The organism is Pseudoroseicyclus tamaricis (assembly GCF_012070395.1).
Classification (GTDB): domain Bacteria; phylum Pseudomonadota; class Alphaproteobacteria; order Rhodobacterales; family Rhodobacteraceae; genus Pseudoroseicyclus_A; species Pseudoroseicyclus_A tamaricis.
In genome coordinates, this window is sequence record NZ_JAAFYS010000004.1 from 82,571 (window position 1) to 97,430 (window position 14,860).

The following is a 14,860-nucleotide window of genomic DNA, read 5'->3' on the forward strand; positions in this document are numbered from 1 at the left end:
CCGGCGCGGGCGGGCCTCTCCACTGGCGCCCGCCCCCGGGCGGGGGTAACACGCCGGCCATGGACGGTTTTCTCCTCCTCGACCCGCAGGTGCTGGTGGCGGCGCTCGTCGCCGTCTTCCTCGTCGGCCTCGCCAAGGGCGGGCTCGGCGGCGCGCTCGGCATCCTCGGCGTGCCGATCCTCAGCCTCGTCATGAGCCCCGTGCAGGCCGCCGGCATCATGCTGCCCATCCTCATCGTGATGGACTGGGTGAGCCTGTGGTCCTGGTGGGGGGAGTGGGACAAGGAGACGCTGTGGATGCTGCTGCCCGGCGGCCTCCTCGGCATCGCCATCGGCTGGGCGACGGCGGCGCTCGTCTCCGAATCCGCCGTCAAGCTGATCGTCGGCGTCATCGCCCTCGTCTTCGCGCTCAACTGGCTCCGCGGGCAGCTGCGCCGCACCCAGCCGGAGCCTCGCCCCCACAGCCGCGTCCGCGGCACCTTCTGGGGGACGATCGCCGGCTACACCTCCTTCGTGGCCCATGCCGGCGGGCCGCCCTACCAGGTCTATGCCCTGCCGCTGAAGCAGTCGCCCCGGGTCTATACGTCGACCTCGGTGCTGTTCTTCGCCATCGTCAACGCGGTGAAGCTGATCCCCTTCTTCGCGCTGGGGCAGATCGACGTGCCGAACCTCGAGATCTCCGCCGCCCTGCTGCCCGTCGGCGCTCTGGCGACCTTCCTCGGCGCGCGCATCGTCAAGCGGCTGAATGCCGAGGTCTTCTACCCGATCATGTATTCCATGGTCGCCCTCGTCGCGCTCAAGCTCATCTACGACGGCTGGGTGGAACTCTTCTGAGCCTCCCTTAGCGCGCCCTTAACCATCCCCTGCGATAGTTTGGCGCACCGGCCTGTCCGGGCCGGGCTGCCCACACCCATCACCGACGCGGAGCGCCCGTTTCCCGGGCGGTGCGCGAACCCCGGCCGCGGCCCCCGCCGCCGCTTTGCCGCAAGATCAAGGCGTTCTGGCCCTGCCCCATTGCGCCCGGCGCCGCACGGCGCCAATCTCCCGCCCCAAATGCCGGGACAGCCCCGGCGCGACCAGCCATGGAGTCACCAATGCCCACCAGAGTCATCGTCTGGGGCGAGAACGTTCACGAGCAGAAGAACGCCGTGGTCCGCAAGCTCTACCCGGACGGCATGCATGCCACCATCGCCGCCGCCCTCAACGCCGCCGAGGGGATCGAGGCGACCACCGCCACCCTGCAGGAGCCCGAGCATGGCCTGCCGAAGGGCCGGCTGGAGGAGACGGACGTGCTCTTCTGGTGGGGCCACGCCGCCCATGGCGACGTCTCCGACGAGGTGGCCGAGCGCGTGCAGGAGGCGGTCTGGTCCGGCATGGGCCTCGTCGTCCTGCACTCCGGGCACTTCTCCAAGCCGTTCAAGCGGCTGATGGGCACGCCCTGCAACCTCACCTGGCGCGAGGCGGGGGAGCGGGAGCGCCTGTGGCTCACCGCCCGCAACCACCCCATCGCCGCCGGCCTGCCCGACCATTTCGAGCTGGAGAACGAGGAGATGTATGGCGAGCCCTTCGGCATCCCCGAGCCGGAGCAGACCGTCTTCGTCAGCTGGTTCCAGGGGGGCGAGGTCTTCCGCTCCGGCGCCTGCTGGACGCGGGGGGCCGGCCGCGTCTTCTACTTCCGCCCGGGCCACGAGACCTACCCGACCTACCATGACGACAACATCCACAAGGTGCTGGTGAACGCCGCCCGCTGGGCCCACAACCCGGCCCCCCGCGTGGCGGACCCGAACGCCGCCCCCAACGTGCCCGTCTCCGCGGCGCTCGAGCCCATCGAGCAGCGCGGAGAGACGCTGCACGAAGAGGGCGAGGAGGGGTTCCGTTGACGACGCATCGCCTTCTCGTCCTCGGCACCGGCGGCATGGCCGGCGCGCATGTCGCCGGCTTCCGCAACTGCCCGAATATCGAGGTCGTCGCGGGGGTGGATCGCAACCCGGCGCAGCTCGCCAAATTCTGCGCCGAGCACCACATCCCCCATGCCTTCACCGACCTCGACGAGGCGCTGGCCTGGGACGGGTTCGATTGCGTCACCAACGTCACGCCCGACAATGTCCACTACGCGACGACCCTGCCGCTGATCGCCGCCGGCAAGCATGTCATGTGCGAGAAGCCCCTCGCCCCCCGCCACGCAGATGCCCGCGAGATGGCGGAGGCGGCGCAGGCGGCCGGCATCGTCAACGGCGTCAACCTCACCTACCGCCGCTCGGCCGAGCTGGCCGAGGCGGCGCGCCTCGTCGCCGAGGGCGCCATCGGCGAGCTGCGACATTTCGAGGCGAGCTACCTGCAAAGCTGGCTGACGCAGGACGCCTGGGGCGACTGGCGGACCGATCCCAAGTGGCTCTGGCGGCTCAGCCAGAGCCACGGCTCCACCGGCTGCCTCGGTGACATCGGGGTGCATATCCTCGATTTCGCCAGCCACGCCGCGGGGCAGAGCATCAGCCACATCTCCTGCCGCCTCGCCACCTTCGAGAAGGCGGAGGGCAACATGATCGGCGACTACGTTTTGGACGCCAATGACAGCTTCACGATGCAGGTCCGCATGGAGAACGGCGCGCTCGGGGTCATCCACGGCTCCCGCTTCGCCAGCGGCTACCACAACGACCTGTTCCTGAAGCTCTGGGGCACCGAGGGCGCCATCGAGCTGACCTTCGACTTCCAAGAATGCACGATGCGCACCTGCATCGGCAAGGAGGCGCTGCGCACGAAGGACTGGCACGAGGTGAAGCCGACGCCGGTGCCCACCAACTACGAGCGCTTCGCCCACGCCCTCGACAGCGGCGAGGGGATGGATCCTGACTTCGCCCGCGGCGCCGAGCTGCAGCGCGTCCTCGACAGCGCCGCCGCCAGCCACGTCGCCGGCGGCGCGGAGCTGGCCGTCTAGGGTGGCCGCCGGGGAGACGGAAATCGCACGATTTCCGTGCACGAATTCCGCGCGGAATTCGTGGCCCCCGGCGCCCCCGTCCGTCCTGTCTTCGCTCGCCCCGTCTCCGCCGGCCCTGTCGCCGCTAACCCCGCTGCGGCCGGCCCTCGGGCGCAGCTCGTCCTCCATCGCCTCCCCGCCGCCCCTGTCTCCTCCTGACCCCTGCAGGCCCGCCCGATCTCGGCGGGTCCTGCAGCGGCCGCCCCGTGGGCGCAGCTCGTCCCCCGCCGCCTCCTCGCCGCCCCTGTCTCCTCCTGCCCCCTGTCGGCCCGCCCGATCTCGGCGGGCCCGGCAGCGGCCGACCCATGGGCGCGGGTCGTCCTCCACCGCCGCCCCGCGGGCCCTGTCTCCTCCCGCCTCCTGTCGGCCCGCCCAATCTCGGCAGGTACTGCAGCGGCCGGCCCATGGGCGCGGGTCGTCCTCCACCGCCTCCCCGCGGGCCCTGCCTCTTCCTGCCCCATCTCCGCCTTGTCGGTCTCTGCCGACGCACCGGCGGACCTCGTCCCACACCAGCCCCCGGAGCTCCGCCCGCCTCGTCCCGGCGGTGCACGCCCGGTGCACGCGCGGTGCACGCCCGGTGCCACCCCCTCTCCCGCCGGGATGTGCCCCGTGACCTCCCCCGCCGCCCTCTACTTTCACCCCGACCAGATCGAGGGCGAGGGCCGCGATCTCGTCGGCCGCCGCTCCGCCGGCGAGGGCTTCCTGAAGGCCTGGGTCCGCCACGGCCCCACCGGCGAGCTGGGTGTCCTGACGGAGACGCCCACCCACGCCGCCGCGCTCGAAAAAGCCTTGTCCGCCCGTGACATGCCCCGCGCTCTCCGCTCTCACGCCCTCTCCTCCGGCGGCGATCTTTCGGCCCTCGGCACGATCTTCTTCCCCACGCCCGGCTATTCCTCGGCCCCCTGGGCGCGCCTGCGCCACGGCCCCGCCAGCGCCTCCTTCGTCGGCCTGACACACACCGTCTCGACCCGCCGCATCGTGGAAAGCCTCCACGATCTCCTCACCCAGCCGGTCGAACCCTGGGACGCCGTCATCTGCACCAGCCGAGCCGTCAAGTCCGTGATGGAAAAGCATTTTCAGGCCGAGGCCGACTACCTCCGCCACCGCTACGGCGCGGCCCGCGTCCCCCTCCCGCAGCTCCCCGTCATCCCCCTCGGCATCCACACGGAGGACTTCGCCCCCCGCCCCGGCGCCCGCGAAGAGATGCGCGCCCGCCACGCCGCCCCCGACGGCGCCATCGTCGTGCTGACGATGGGCCGCCTCTCCATCGCCGAGAAGGCCAACCCCCTCCCGCTCTTCCTCGCCCTGCAGCGCCTCGCCGAGGCGGGCCATGACGTCCACCTCTGGCTCACCGGCTGGACGGATCGCGAGGCGCAGGAGGCCCTCCACCGCGAGGGTGCCGCCGCCCTCGCCCCCGGCGTCACCACCACCCTCGTCGACGGGCGTAACCCTCAGATTCGCCGCGATATCTGGGCGGGGGCGGACATCTTCACCCTCCCCGCCGATTCGATCCAGGAGACCTTTGGCCTCGTCCCGGTGGAGGCGATGGCCGCCGGCCTCCCCGTCGTCATGCCCGACTGGGACGGCTTCCGCGACACCGTCGTCCATGGCGAGACCGGCCTCCTCGTCGCCACCCGCATGGCGCCCCCCGGGGCCGGCGCGGCGCTCGGCCGCCGCTTCGCCGAAGGCCGCGATCAGTATCTGCAACACCTCAGCCTCGTGCAGGCGCAGGTGCAGATCGACGTGCCCGCCTATGCCGAGGCGCTCGCCGCCCTCGCCGCCGACCCCGCCCTGCGCGCCCGCATGGGCGCCGCCGCCCGCGCCCATGCCGCGGCCAACCTCGACTGGCGCGCCATCATCCCCCGCTATCTCGCGCTGGCGGACGAACTGGGGGACCGCCGCGCCGCCGCCGGCCCTCAGCCCCCCCGGCCCTCACCGCTGGAAGGCGACCCCTTCGCCCTCTACGCCGGCTATCCCTCCACGACCCTGCGCCCGGAGACCCTCGTCACCCCCAACGGCACCCCGACGGAGGCCCAGCTGGAGGAGATCGACCGCCTCTCCGCCCGCCTCCTCTACCGCCGCCAGACGCTCCCCCCGGCCCGCATCGCCGCGCTCTGCGCCACCCTCTCCGCCGAGGGCCCCATGACCGTCGAGGCCCTCTCCCGCGCCTGCGACCTCGCCCTCCGCCCGACGATCGCCGCCGTCCTGCAGCTCGCCAAGGCCGATCTCGTCCGCCTCCCCCGCCCCCCCCTGCGGGACGCCGGCGACTGACCGCCCCTTCATCTGGTCAAAAATACCCTCGGGGGGCTCCGGGGGGCTGGCCCCCCGGTCCCTCACGCCCCACCCAGCGCGCCGCCCGCCCAGCAGCGCCGGGCGCGCCGGGGTGGGTGGGCGGGAGGCCACCCGGCGCTGCGCCGGTTTGACTTAGGCGCCGCCTTCCGCCTTTCTATGCCCAAACGAGCGAGGCCGGGCATGCAGCTTTCCGTCAGTTTCGAAAATACCGAGGGCTCGTCCCGCGGCTCCGGCCCCGTCACCGTCGGCTGGCTGCTGACGGAGCAGAAGGGCGGCATCATCTATGCCCCGCCGGAGCGGGTCCGCTCGGTCGATGTCGACCGGCGCCACGCCAAGAGCGCCTCGCGCTGCCCGGCGGTCATCAACCTCGAGAGCCGCTATTTCCTCATCCGCTGCCCCTTCGACATCCACATCGGCTTCACGCGCGATGACAAGGGCAAGGCGGCGCTGCGCAACCTCGCGGGGGAGACGAGCTCCATCCGGCCCTCCAAGCTCGGCGAGAAGCTGCACCTGACCAACGAGGCGGAGTGGCGGCGCCCCGGCGTGCCGACGCTGCAGCTGTCGCTGCCTTACGTCTTCATCGCCGACGAGCCGGTCTACATGAGCCAGGTGCCGCCCTTCATGCACTACCGCCGCGAGGCGCTGCCGGGCACGCTCTTCCCCGGCCGCTTCCCCATCAATGTCTGGCCCCGCCCGCTGATGTGGGCCTTCGAATGGCACGAGCCGGAGAAACCGGTGAAGATCGCCCGCGGCGAGCCGCTCTTCTACGCCGGGTTCGAGACGCTCGGCCCCGAACGCTCCGTGCAGGTGGTGGAGGCCGAGAAGACGGAGGAGCTGATCGCCTACATGGATCTGATCTCGGGCGCCGTGAACTACGTCAACCAGACCTTCTCGCTCTTCGAGGCGGCGGAGGAGCGGCGGCCGGAGAGCCTCGTCACCCCGGTGAAGCGCAAGGGCCGCCCCTGATGGCCGAGGCGGCGTCCGCGCCCCAGCCGGCCCAGGCCGACCTGCGCGCCCGCGCCCTCGCCGCCCATCGGGCCGGCCAGCTGGCGGAGGCGCGGGAGGCCTATGCAGCCTGGCTCGCCCGGCACCCCGGCGATGCCGGCTTCTGGTCGAACCTCGGCGCGCTGCTGCGCAGCGAGGGACAGCTCTCGCTGGCCCTTCACGCCCAGCGCCGCGCCGCCGCGCTGGAGCCGGAGGGGCGCGGCATCCGCAACAACCTCGCCAATATCCTCCACGATACCGGGGCCTTCGACGAGGCGCTCCCCCTCCGCCAGGCGCTGGCCGAGGCGCACCCGGAGGAGGCGGAGCCGCGCGCCATGCTCGGCAAGACGCTCCGCTCCATGGGCCGGCTGGAGGAGAGCATCGCCGTCCTCAAGTCCGGCGTCGCCCGCTTCCCCGGCCATGCCGAGACGCGGCTGCAGCTCTCCCTCTCCCAGCTTGCCGCCGGCGCCTATGCCGAGGGCTTCGCAAATTATGCCATCCGCTGGGAGACGGGGGAGCTGACGCCCCGCCGCATCGGCCGCCCGAAGTGGGAGGGGGAGAGCCTCGCCGGCAAGCGCATCCTTGTCCTGCCCGAGCAGGGCTTCGGCGATGCCATCGCCTTCCTGCGCTTCCTGCCCGTGCTGCGGCAGTTCTCGCCGGCCGAGGTGATCCTCTCCGCCGAGGGGCCCGTGCACCGGCTCATCGAGGGGATCGACGGCGCGGGGAGCATCGTGCGCGGCGTGCCGGAGGAGGCGGAGTTCGACGTCTGGGCCAACGTGATGGACCTGCCGGCCCTGCATTTCGCCCTGACGGACGAGGTGCCGGGCCCCGCCGCGCTGACCCTCCCCGAGGAGGCCACCCGCCGCGCCCGAGCCATGACGGCCCCGCACCGGGGCGCCTTCCGCGTCGGCGTCGTCTGGACAGGCTCGCTCACCTATCGCGGCAACGCCCAGCGCTCCTTCCCGCATGAGCGGCTGCATGACCTGCTGGATGTCCCCGGCCTGCGGATGTTCAGCCTCTACAAGGGGCCGAAGCTCAAGGAGTTCCGGGAAGACGGCACCGCCGCCCTGATCCCCGATTTCGGCGGGTCGGAGAGGGATTTCGCCGACAATGCCGCGATGATGAAGGAGATGGACCTGATCCTGACCTCCGACACCGCGACCGCCCATGTCGCCGGCTCGCTGGGCGTGCCCGTCTGGCTGCTGCTGCACACCGATCCCTTCTGGCTCTGGCGGCCGAGCGGGGAGCGGACGCCGTGGTATCCCTCCATGCGCCTCGTCCGCCAGTCCGCCCCCGGTGACTGGGCGGAGGTCTTCGCGCGCCTGAAGCCTGAGCTGGCGGCGCTCGCGGCGGAGAAGGCCTGATGGAGCTGCTCGTCCCCACCTCCGCCGGAGAGCTGATCGACAAGATCACCATCCTCGCCCTGAAGGCGGAGAAGATCGCCGATCCGGAGCGGCTCGCCAATGTCCGCCACGAGGCGGCGCGGCTGGAAGAGGTCGAGGCGGGGCTGCCGGCGCACCCGGAGCTGGCCGCGATGAAGGCCGAGCTGGCGGAGATCAACGCCCGCCTCTGGCAGATCGAGGACGATATCCGCGCCCGCGAGGCGGCCGGCGACTTCGGCGCCGATTTCATCGCCCTCGCCCGCGCCGTCTATCGCACCAACGACCTGCGCGCCGCGGTCAAGAAGCGCATCAACCTCGCCCTCGGCTCCGCCATCGTCGAGGAGAAGTCCTACACCGATCCGGGGCCGGCATGACGCCCGAGGCCCGGCTGGAGGCCGCCCGCGCCGAGGTCCGGCAGGCCCTGAGGGAGGCGGGCGCGGCGCTGAAGGGCGAGCGCGGGCGCCGGAGGGGCGCGCTCAACCGCACCATCCACGAGGCGCGCGGGATGCTGGAGCCCGGCTACCCCTACCGCAGCCAGGCGGGGCAGGATGCGGTGGTGGATGCCATCTTCGGCCGCAAGCAGGGCGGCACCTTCCTCGATATCGGCGGCTATGACGGCGTCACCGGCTCCAACACCCTGTTCCTCGAACGCCACCGCGGCTGGCGCGGCGCGCTGGTGGAGCCGGTGCCGGCGCAGCTGGAGAAAGCGAAGGCCGCCCGCCGCTGCCCCTGCCTGCGCTACGCCGTCGCCGCCGAGGCGGGGGAGGCGGAGTTCATCGAGATCGCCGAGGGCTACACGCAGATGTCCGGCCTCTCGGGCAGCTACGACGAGGGGCTGCTGCGCAAGGTCCGCGCCGATCCCCGCCACCGCGAGGCGGTGATCCGGGTGGAGACGCGCACGCTCTCCGGCCTTCTGGAGGAGACGGGGCTGGAGCACCCCGATTTCATCTCGCTCGACATCGAGGGCGGCGAGGTGGCGGCGCTGGCGGCCTTCCCCTTCGCGCGCCACCGCGTCGGCCTCTGGGCGATCGAGAACAACAGCGGCACCGGCGAGATCGGCCGCATCATGCGCGCCGCCGGCTACGCGCTGGCGGAGTTCTGCGGGCCGGATGAAATATGGCGGCTTCCCGACCTTTGAGGCGGATTTTAACGGGTAACCGCCCCTCAACAACCTTCCCTTAAACCTCTCCCCCGGGTGCTACCGAGGGGTGAGTGGACATGGACGGATCGAACGCGCCGATCATCATCAAGCGCAAGAAGGTCATTGCCGGCGGCGGCCATCACGGCGGGGCCTGGAAGGTCGCCTACGCGGATTTCGTGACCGCGATGATGGCGTTCTTCCTGCTGATGTGGCTGCTCAACGCCACGACGGAGCAGCAGCGCAAGGGCATCGCCGACTACTTCTCGCCGACCATCCCGCTCTCCCGCGTCTCCGGCGGGGGCGACGGTGTCTTCGCGGGGGATTCCACCTTCGCCAACGACAGCTTCGCCGAGGACGGCACCGGTGTCCTCGAGCACACCCCGGACGCGGACCCGGAGAGCCAGGGCCTCGGCGCGCCGACGACCATTGCCGAGGCGCAGGCGGAGGAGGCCGACCGCGCCGAGACGGCGGCGCTGCAGGAGATCGAGGAGATGCTAAACGCCGCCTCGGGCGAGAGCGACCTGACGGATCTCGCCCGCCGCCACGTGGTGACGCGGCTGACGGACGAGGGGCTGGTCATCGAGATCTTCGCCCTGCCCGGCACGCCCATCTTCGATGCCGGCACGGCGCAGATGCGGCCGGTCACGGCGGAGATCGTGGGCATGGTGGCGCGGCTGGCGAGCCTCGTGACCAACGAGGTGGCCATCGACGCGCACCTTGCCACCCGCTCCCTCGTGCTGGCCGACAACCCGGTCTGGGATCTCTCCGCCGCCCGCGCCGGCACGGTGCGCACGGCGCTGGAGGCCGGCGGGCTCGACCCCGAGCGTGTCGCCCGCCTCACCGGCCATGCCGACCGCGACCCGGCGGTGCCGGAGCAGGCGGCGCCCCGCAACGACCGGGTGGAGATCGTGCTGCTGCGCAGCCAGGGCTGAGGGGGCGGGCCGTGCCTGAACGGCGCACCCGCCTTCCGCACGCACAGGGGGCGGCATTAGCCAAACCTTAGCCCCGCTCGACTAGAGAGAGGACGTCCTGCAAACCAGAAAGGTCGTCCATGACGCTCTCGTCCTCTCTCAACGCTTCGGTGGCCGGGCTTTCGGCCAATGCCAGCAACCTGGCGACCATCTCCGACAATATCGCCAACTCCGAGACCGCGGGGTACAAGCGGGCCACGACCGAGTTCCACTCGATGGTCATCGACAGCGGCGGCAGCCTCTATTCCGCCGGCGGCGTCCGCGTCTCCAGCCACCGTCTGATCGACGAGCGGGGGCCGCTGCTCTCCACCAACAACCCGACGGATCTGGCCGTGCGGGGCCGGGGCTTCCTGCCCGTCGCCGCCCACCCCGACCTCGTGACGGAGGGGGATGCGCTGCAGATGGAGCTGGTGACCACCGGCTCCTTCCGGCTCGATGCCGAGGGCTATCTGACGACCACTGACGGCGCCGTGCTGATGGGCTGGCCGGCGGATGCCGAGGGCAACATCCCCGACCTGCCGCGCGATTCCGCCAACGGGCTGGAACCGATCCAGATCAGCGATTCGCAGTTCGCCTCCTCGCCGACGAGCGAGATCCAGATGGGCGTGAACCTGCCCGCCACCGCCACCGAGGCGGGGGCCGACGGTGACCCCAACAACGTGACGATCGAGTATTTCGACAACCTCGGCAAACCGCAGACGCTGACCGTCACCTTCACGCCCACCGTCCCCGCCAACGGCGCCTCCAACGAGTGGACGATGACGATCACCGACGACGGCTCGGCCGGCGCGGTGATGGGCGAGTACACGCTGACCTTCGACGACACCGCGGGCCAGGGCGGCACGCTCGCCTCCGTCACCCCGTCGGCGGCCTACCCCGGCAGCCCGGCCTATGACCCGGACACCGGCTCCTTCGACATCGACGTCGCCGGCGGCACGCAGACGATCAACGTCGGCATCGGCGAGATCAACGATCCCGGCGGCATGACCCAGCTCTCCGACGTCTTCGCCCCCAGCGCCGTCACCAAGAACGGCGCCCCTCCGGGCACGCTGACGAGCGTGGAGGTGGACGCGAACGGCTATGTCCGCGCCTATTTCGACACCGGCATCAACCGCGTCATGTACCAGGTGCCGCTGGCGGATGTGCCCAACCCCAACGCGCTCGAGGTGGGCGACAACCAGCGCTACTCGGTCAGCAACGAGAGTGGCGCCTTCTACCTGTGGACGGCCGGCTCCGGCCCCGTGGGGGAGATCCTCGGCTTCGCGCAGGAGGAGGCGACCGTCGACGTCGCCGGCGAGCTGACCAACCTGATCCAGACGCAGCGCGCCTACTCGTCGAACGCCAAGGTCATCCAGACCGTCGACGAGATGCTGCAGGAAACCACCAACATGAAGCGGTAACGCCGGCTTTCCGCCGGATGGAGGTGACAGATGAGTTTCTCACATGCGCTGAACAATGCCCTGTCGGGGCTCACGGCGACCTCCCGCATGGCGGAGGTGACGTCGGACAATATCTCCAACGCGATGACGGACGGGTTTGGCCGGCGGGAGATTCAGCTCTCCTCCACCAGCCTCGGCGGTCAGGGCGGCGGTGTCCGCGTCACCGGGGTGGAGAGGATGGTCGACCGCGGCATCCTCTCCGACCGGCGGGCCGCCGGCTCCGCCATGGCCTACCAGCAGACGATCGCCGACGCCTTCCGCATGCTCGAATTCGAGACGGGCAGCATCGACGATCCGCATTCCATCGGCCAGCGGATGGCCTCCTTCGAGGCGGCGCTGACAGCCAGCGCCGCCGACCCGTCCAGCGAGCAGCGACTCGCCAACGTGTTCAGCTCGATGACCGCCGTCGCCGGCGCCATCAAGCAGGATGCCGATGCCATCCAGGTGCAGCGCGCCGAGGCGGACGCGCTGATCGCCTCCCATGTCGACACGCTCAACACCTCGCTGGAGCAGGTCTACGAGCTCAACAATTCCATCCAGCAGATGATCAACAGCGGCGGTGACCCCAACGCGCTGGTCGACGAGCGGCAGCGCGTGATCGACAGGATCTCCGAGATCGTGCCGGTGCGGGAGATCGACCGCCAGCAGGGCAAGGTCGCCCTCGTCACCCAGAGCGGCGAGGTGCTGCTCGACGGCCGGCCGGCGCAATACGAGTTCCAGCCGCGCGCCATCGTCACCGCCGACATGACGCTCGCCTCCGGCGGGCTGGACCCGGTGATGAAGAATGGCCAGCCGATGGGCGACGACGGCGTCGGCAAGCTTTCCGGCGGCGCGCTGGAGGCGGCCTTCAAGCTGCGCGACGATGCCCTGCCGGCCGCCGCCGACGCGCTGGACGAGATCGCCGCCGACCTGATCGGCCGCTTCGAGGATCCGTCCTTCGATCCGACCCGCGCCCCCGGCACGCCCGGTCTCTTCACCGATGGCGGGGCGGAGCTGGGCACGGGCGACATCACCGGCCTCGCCAGCCGCATCGCGGTGAACGATGCGGTGGACCCGGCGGAGGGCGGCGCGCTCTGGCGCCTGCGCGCCGGCGTCGGCGCCGCCGGTCCGGTGAACGCCGGCGATGCCAGCCAGCTGTCGCTCTACGCCGACGCGCTGGCCGACAAGCGCGCCCTGCCCGCCACCGGCGGCGCCGTTGCTTCCGCCGCCACCCATGCCGGCGGCTGGGTGGCCGATGTCAGCACCGGGCGCGTCAACGCCGAGGAGGCGCTCGGCTTCGCCCATGCCCGCTACGACACGATGAAGGCCGCCGAATACGAGGGCGGCGTCGACACCGATTACGAGATGCAGCAGCTTCTGATCATCGAGCAGGCCTACGCGGCCAATGCCCGCGTCGTGCAGACGATCGACCAGATGATGCGCCAGCTCCTGGAGATCTGAGCCCATGCCCATGACCCTCGGCGACAGCGCCCAGAACTACTTTCTGAAGACGACGAATTTCGAGCTGAAGGAAAAGCTCAACCGCCTGACGGAGGAGCTTTCCTCCGGCCGCCATGCCGACCTGCCCGCCCAGCTCGGCGCCACGCAGAACCGGCTGGTGGAGGTGAATTCCCGCTTGACGATGGTGGACACGGAGCTCTCCGCGGCGACGGACCTCGCCAACGTGCTTTCCACCACCCAGTTCGCCCTCTCCCGCGCCGACGACGTGCGCGACCTGCTCGTCGGCCCGCTCATGGCGATCTCGCCGGAGCCGGGGCAGGCGGAGCTCTCCGCCGCCGCGCAGAACGGGGAGTTGACCTTTGGCGACATGGTCTCGGCGCTCGGCACCCGCTACGGCGGCCAGGCGCTCTTCGCCGGCACCGACACCGAGGGCACGGCGCTGGCCCCGGCGGAGGATATCCTCGCCGACCTGCGCGCCAGCCTCGCCGCCTCCGCCCCGGCGGACGGCGCGGCGCTGGCGGCGCAGGTGCAGGCCTGGTTCGAGCCGGGGGGCGGCTTCGACACCTCCGGCTACCTTGGCGACACGGGCGCGCTCGCCACCCGCCGCCTCGGCCCGGGCGGGCCGAGCGTGACGATGTCGGCGCGGGCCGACGACCCGGCCATCCGCGAGGCGCTGGCCGGCGCCGCCCTCGCCGCCGTGGCGATGGATGGCGTGCCCCCGATGACGGAGCCGGAGGTGGCGGACGTGATGCACAAGGCCGGCGAGGTGCTGATCTCCGCCGGCAATGCCATGGCGCACCTGCAGGGCCGGCTCGGCCTGAGCGAGCAGCGCATCGAGGAGGCGCGCGTGCGGCTGGGGGCCGAGCAGACCTCCCTCTCGATCCTGCGCAACGACATGGTCAACGCCGATCCCTACTCGACGGCGGCGGCGCTGCAGGAGGTGCAGGTGCAACTGGAGATGCACTACACGATCACCGCCCGCATGTCGGAGATGACGCTGACGAGGTACATCTGATGCGGGGCCTCCTCTCCGCCTCCGCCCTCGCCCTGAGCCTCGCGCTGTCGCCCGCCGGCTGGGTCGCCCCCGCCGAGGCGGCGCCCGTGCGGCTGAAGGATCTGGTGGAATTCGACGGCGTGCGCGCCAACGACCTGCTCGGCTACGGGCTGGTCGTCGGGCTCAACGGCACCGGCGACGGGCTGCGCAACGCGCCCTTCACCGAGGAGATCATGGCCAACATCCTCGAGCGCCTCGGCGTCAACGTCACGGGGGAGCAGTTCCGCCCCCGCAACGTCGCCGCGGTGCTGGTGACGGCCGAGCTGCCGCCCTTCGCGCGCGCCGGATCCCCCATCGACGTGACCGTCTCGGCCATCGGCGATGCCTCCTCGCTCCTGGGCGGGACGCTGGTGATGACGCCGCTCAACGCGGCGGACGGGCAGATATACGCGGTGGCGCAGGGCACCATCATCGCCGGCGGCATCACGGCCGAAGGGGAGGCGGCACAGGTGACGCAGGGCGTGCCGACGGCGGGGGTCATCCCCGCCGGGGCGACGGTGGAGCGGGAGGTCGCCTTCGACTTTGCCGCCCTCGATTCCATGCGCCTGGCGCTGCGGACGCCGGATTTCACCACGGCGGCGCGGATAGAGAGCGCCATCAACGGCAATTTCGGCCGGCCGGTGGCGCTGATGCTGGATGCCGGCACGGTGGAGATCGACATCGACGGTACCGGCGCGCCGAGCCCGGCGCATGCCATCGGGCGGATCGAGAACATCCTCGTCGAGCCGGAGATCCGCGCCCGCGTGGTGGTCGACCAGCGCTCGGGGACGATCGTCATGGGCGAGGACGTGCGCATCAGCCGCGTCGCGGTGAGCCAGGGCAATCTGACGCTGCGCATCGAGGAGGCGCCGATGGTCGTCCAGCCCAACCCCTTCTCCCCGGGAGAGACCATCGTGGTGCCACGCACCAATGTCGGGATCGAGGAAGAGGGGACGGGGCTGGCCGAGGTGGACGGCGGCACCTCCCTCTCGGAGGTCGTGGCGGGGCTGAATGCCCTCGGCGTGGCGCCGAACGACATGATCGACATTCTCAAATCCATTCGCGCCGCCGGCGCGCTGCACGCGGACTTCATCGTCCGCTGAGGAAATGGCGGTTGGGTGAAAGAGAGGCCCGCCCCTGCCGGGGGGGCCTTTCATGTTGCGCCGGGCCGGGGCCCGGCGCCGGGGGGGGCGCGCTTCGCGCGC

General features: G+C 71.3%; 13 protein-coding genes. All 13 read left to right on the forward strand.

Going from position 1 to position 14,860, the window contains the following annotated elements:
* Nucleotides 1–59 precede the first annotated feature (59 nt).
* Complete coding sequence (locus tag GY170_RS16230) at nucleotides 60–833, forward strand: sulfite exporter TauE/SafE family protein (protein WP_163895565.1); 774 nt, start codon at nucleotides 60–62, stop codon at nucleotides 831–833.
* A gap of 260 nt (nucleotides 834–1,093) precedes the next feature.
* Nucleotides 1,094–1,879: a ThuA domain-containing protein gene (locus tag GY170_RS16235; protein ID WP_163895567.1), complete on the forward strand. Its 786-nt coding sequence runs from the start codon at nucleotides 1,094–1,096 to the stop codon at nucleotides 1,877–1,879.
* Nucleotides 1,876–2,934: a Gfo/Idh/MocA family protein gene (locus tag GY170_RS16240; RefSeq protein ID WP_163895569.1), complete on the forward strand. Its 1,059-nt coding sequence runs from the start codon at nucleotides 1,876–1,878 to the stop codon at nucleotides 2,932–2,934. The genes GY170_RS16235 and GY170_RS16240 overlap by 4 nt, the downstream gene beginning before the upstream one ends.
* A 648-nt stretch (nucleotides 2,935–3,582) precedes the next feature.
* The gene (locus GY170_RS16245) at nucleotides 3,583–5,244 is read left to right on the forward strand and encodes a glycosyltransferase family 4 protein (protein ID WP_163895571.1); all 1,662 of its coding nucleotides are present in this window, start codon (nucleotides 3,583–3,585) and stop codon (nucleotides 5,242–5,244) included.
* A gap of 201 nt (nucleotides 5,245–5,445) precedes the next feature.
* Nucleotides 5,446–6,231 carry a hypothetical protein gene (locus tag GY170_RS16250; protein WP_163895573.1) on the forward strand — a complete coding sequence of 262 codons (786 nt, stop codon included), beginning with the start codon at nucleotides 5,446–5,448 and terminating at the stop codon, nucleotides 6,229–6,231.
* On the forward strand, nucleotides 6,231–7,613 hold the full coding sequence (locus GY170_RS16255; protein ID WP_163895575.1) for a tetratricopeptide repeat protein: 1,383 nt from the start codon (nucleotides 6,231–6,233) through the stop codon (nucleotides 7,611–7,613). Before GY170_RS16250 ends, GY170_RS16255 begins: the two co-directional genes overlap by 1 nt.
* Nucleotides 7,613–8,005 (forward strand): DUF6165 family protein, encoded by a 393-nt coding sequence (locus GY170_RS16260; RefSeq protein WP_163895577.1) that lies wholly within the window; start codon nucleotides 7,613–7,615, stop codon nucleotides 8,003–8,005. Before GY170_RS16255 ends, GY170_RS16260 begins: the two co-directional genes overlap by 1 nt.
* Complete coding sequence (locus GY170_RS16265) at nucleotides 8,002–8,769, forward strand: FkbM family methyltransferase (protein WP_163895579.1); 768 nt, start codon at nucleotides 8,002–8,004, stop codon at nucleotides 8,767–8,769. The genes GY170_RS16260 and GY170_RS16265 overlap by 4 nt, the downstream gene beginning before the upstream one ends.
* Before the next feature lie 80 nt (nucleotides 8,770–8,849).
* The gene (locus GY170_RS16270; protein ID WP_163895581.1) at nucleotides 8,850–9,704 is read left to right on the forward strand and encodes a flagellar motor protein MotB; all 855 of its coding nucleotides are present in this window, start codon (nucleotides 8,850–8,852) and stop codon (nucleotides 9,702–9,704) included.
* Nucleotides 9,705–9,823: 119 nt separating this feature from the next.
* Nucleotides 9,824–11,143 (forward strand): flagellar hook protein FlgE, encoded by a 1,320-nt coding sequence (locus GY170_RS16275; protein WP_163895583.1) that lies wholly within the window; start codon nucleotides 9,824–9,826, stop codon nucleotides 11,141–11,143.
* Between the two features lie 30 nt (nucleotides 11,144–11,173).
* Nucleotides 11,174–12,622, forward strand: coding sequence for a flagellar hook-associated protein FlgK (gene flgK / locus GY170_RS16280; RefSeq protein ID WP_163895585.1), 1,449 nt, complete (start codon nucleotides 11,174–11,176; stop codon nucleotides 12,620–12,622).
* A gap of 4 nt (nucleotides 12,623–12,626) precedes the next feature.
* Nucleotides 12,627–13,637 carry a flagellin gene (locus GY170_RS16285; RefSeq protein WP_163895587.1) on the forward strand — a complete coding sequence of 337 codons (1,011 nt, stop codon included), beginning with the start codon at nucleotides 12,627–12,629 and terminating at the stop codon, nucleotides 13,635–13,637.
* On the forward strand, nucleotides 13,637–14,758 hold the full coding sequence (locus tag GY170_RS16290; RefSeq protein ID WP_163895589.1) for a flagellar basal body P-ring protein FlgI: 1,122 nt from the start codon (nucleotides 13,637–13,639) through the stop codon (nucleotides 14,756–14,758). Before GY170_RS16285 ends, GY170_RS16290 begins: the two co-directional genes overlap by 1 nt.
* The last annotated feature ends 102 nt before the right edge of the window (nucleotides 14,759–14,860 follow it).

What these genes read in the sequence shown, in the direction of transcription:
- GY170_RS16230 (WP_163895565.1), top strand. Translation starts at nt 60, where the DNA reads ATGGACGGTTTTCTCCTCCTCGACCCGCAGGTGCTGGTGGCGGCGCTC.
- GY170_RS16235 (WP_163895567.1), top strand. Translation starts at nt 1,094, where the DNA reads ATGCCCACCAGAGTCATCGTCTGGGGCGAGAACGTTCACGAGCAGAAG.
- GY170_RS16250 (WP_163895573.1), top strand. Translation starts at nt 5,446, where the DNA reads ATGCAGCTTTCCGTCAGTTTCGAAAATACCGAGGGCTCGTCCCGCGGC.
- GY170_RS16255 (WP_163895575.1), top strand. Translation starts at nt 6,231, where the DNA reads ATGGCCGAGGCGGCGTCCGCGCCCCAGCCGGCCCAGGCCGACCTGCGC.
- GY170_RS16260 (WP_163895577.1), top strand. Translation starts at nt 7,613, where the DNA reads ATGGAGCTGCTCGTCCCCACCTCCGCCGGAGAGCTGATCGACAAGATC.
- GY170_RS16265 (WP_163895579.1), top strand. Translation starts at nt 8,002, where the DNA reads ATGACGCCCGAGGCCCGGCTGGAGGCCGCCCGCGCCGAGGTCCGGCAG.
- GY170_RS16270 (WP_163895581.1), top strand. Translation starts at nt 8,850, where the DNA reads ATGGACGGATCGAACGCGCCGATCATCATCAAGCGCAAGAAGGTCATT.
- GY170_RS16275 (WP_163895583.1), top strand. Translation starts at nt 9,824, where the DNA reads ATGACGCTCTCGTCCTCTCTCAACGCTTCGGTGGCCGGGCTTTCGGCC.
- flgK (WP_163895585.1), top strand. Translation starts at nt 11,174, where the DNA reads ATGAGTTTCTCACATGCGCTGAACAATGCCCTGTCGGGGCTCACGGCG.
- GY170_RS16285 (WP_163895587.1), top strand. Translation starts at nt 12,627, where the DNA reads ATGCCCATGACCCTCGGCGACAGCGCCCAGAACTACTTTCTGAAGACG.
- GY170_RS16290 (WP_163895589.1), top strand. Translation starts at nt 13,637, where the DNA reads ATGCGGGGCCTCCTCTCCGCCTCCGCCCTCGCCCTGAGCCTCGCGCTG.